Below are 1,971 nucleotides of genomic sequence, written 5' to 3'. Positions count from 1 at the left end.
CTGCGCGCCGACCGCGCCCGGATCGAGGCCTCGGCGGCACAGGCCGGCGCGGACGGCGCGCAGCGCGCGGCGAACGAGGCGAACGCCGGGGTCAAGGACGTCAGCCTGGCCGTGGCCGGCCTGGATGCGCGAGTGCGCAGCGACTATGTCGAAAAGGCATCCGTCGGCAAACCCTCGGGCGTGGCGCCTCTGGGAGCGGACGGCCTGGTGCCGAACGCGTTCCTGCCTAGCTTCGATTCGGTGCCCGTGGGCTTCCTGGCCTGGTGCCCTAGTCGCAGCAAGATATGGGCCGGCTGGCTGCCCGCCGACGGCGATGCGCACCTGCAGCAGACCTTTCCCGCGATGGCGAAGATGATCAAGGATGGGAACGTTCCGCTGATCGACAACGCGGAGTGGTGGAACAAGCCGCACATGCGTGGCAAGTGGTCGTTGTTCACGCAGGACGGGAAGGATTATTTCCGGATCCCGGATCTGAACGGCAAGCAGACCGGCGGGCTGGGGCGCGTATTCCTTTCCGGCGATGGAGCCCACTCGGCGGAGGAAGCGGGGGCGATACAGATGGATGCCATGCAGCCCATCGTCGGCATGCAACCCATGGCCTATGGAACAACGACTGGACGGGGTTCCGGCCCGTTCTACGGGTCGGCGATGGACGATGGTGGCACTCGATCGTCGCCGACCTATCCGGTGACGGCGGCAGGAGCAAACATTCGCTTCGATAGCTCGCTGGTGACGCGGACGTCGGATGAGACCCGGCCCAGGAACGTCACGGGTTGCTGGGTGGTCAAGGCCTACGGCGTGACGGTCAACGCAAACGGCGTGGATCTTGGCGGACTGGTCAATCAGGTTACGGCTACCCAGGCTCGGATAGAACAGGTGAACACGGCATTGCTCAGGCAGGTGAATCCGGCCCTGGCGGAGCCGGGCAAGCTCGATCTGGCACAGAACGGTCTCATCACCGGGAAGCTGACTGGCGCGCTGGCGCCCGACAGCCTGCGCTTCAAGTCGGACGGGACCGGCGCCGACAAGTCCACCTTCGTTTCCGCGGTCCCGGCCGCGGCGGGGACAGTCGCCGGCTTCATTGCCCGTTCGCGCGACCAGGCGGACTCGCAATATCTGTCCATGCAGTTCAACAGCGCGAACAACTGGGGGGCGCTGGTATTCGATCGGCTGGGGAGCAGCGGCGTGCCCATGGGCCTGCAGTTCGTCGGACCTTACGGGATCTGCGGCCAGATCGAGAGCGGGATCAGGTGGACGTTCGGCCCGTTTCCTGTCAAGACCGCTGCGAATACGAGGACGATCGTTTCCTACGTAGGCGCCGGCAATCAGTGGGGCACTCTGTATGCGCCGCAGAACAACGGTGGCGCGGCCTGCGTCTTCCAGAACCAGGACGGGGTGATCGTCGGCGACATCAGCCTGTCGGCCACCAGCACGGCCTACAACTCCGCCTCCGATTATCGGCTCAAGAGCGATCGCCGTGACATGCCGCCGGATGGGGCCCTTGCCAGCATCCTGGCGCTGCGGCCAGTCACATTCACATGGAAATCCACCGGCCAGGCCGACGAGGGCTTCATCGCCCACGAGCTGCAGGCCGAGGTGCCCGGCGCGGTGACGGGCAGCAAGGATGATCCCGACACATTCCAGCGGGTGAACATGCCCTATCTGATGCCGCGCGTGGTCGCCGCGCTGCAAGGGGCGGCGCAGCGCATTGAGCAGCTGGAGGCAAAAGTCGCCGAGCTGCTTGTGCGTGCGGGGTAGACGCCGCGGATGGTACCGCCGTCGCAGGCGTTCGCTCGCCCCTTGCCGTGCGACACGGCACACGCATATTTTTTGTTCTCCTGGCCCGTTCGCACTTGCAGCGGGCCTTTTCCATTTCCGAATCTTGTTTCGGACGGATCCCTCGAATCAGGACTCCCATGCAACGACTCATACCCATCAACGTGGGCCAGCAGGCCAATGACCGCAGCGGCG

1 protein-coding gene is annotated in these 1,971 nt (G+C 65.4%); it reads left to right on the top strand.

Going from position 1 to position 1,971, the window contains the following annotated elements; translation table 11 throughout:
- The coding region (locus KDH83_RS30495; RefSeq protein ID WP_212322732.1) for a tail fiber domain-containing protein at positions 1 to 1,758 on the top strand (1,758 nt) is incomplete at its 5' end.
- Between the last annotated feature and the right edge of the window lie 213 nt (positions 1,759 to 1,971).

Source organism: Achromobacter sp. Marseille-Q0513, assembly GCF_018195695.1.
Taxonomy (GTDB): domain Bacteria; phylum Pseudomonadota; class Gammaproteobacteria; order Burkholderiales; family Burkholderiaceae_B; genus Achromobacter.
The sequence above is the reverse complement of the archived record's forward strand: the minus strand, read 5'-3'. Positions and strand labels throughout refer to the sequence as shown.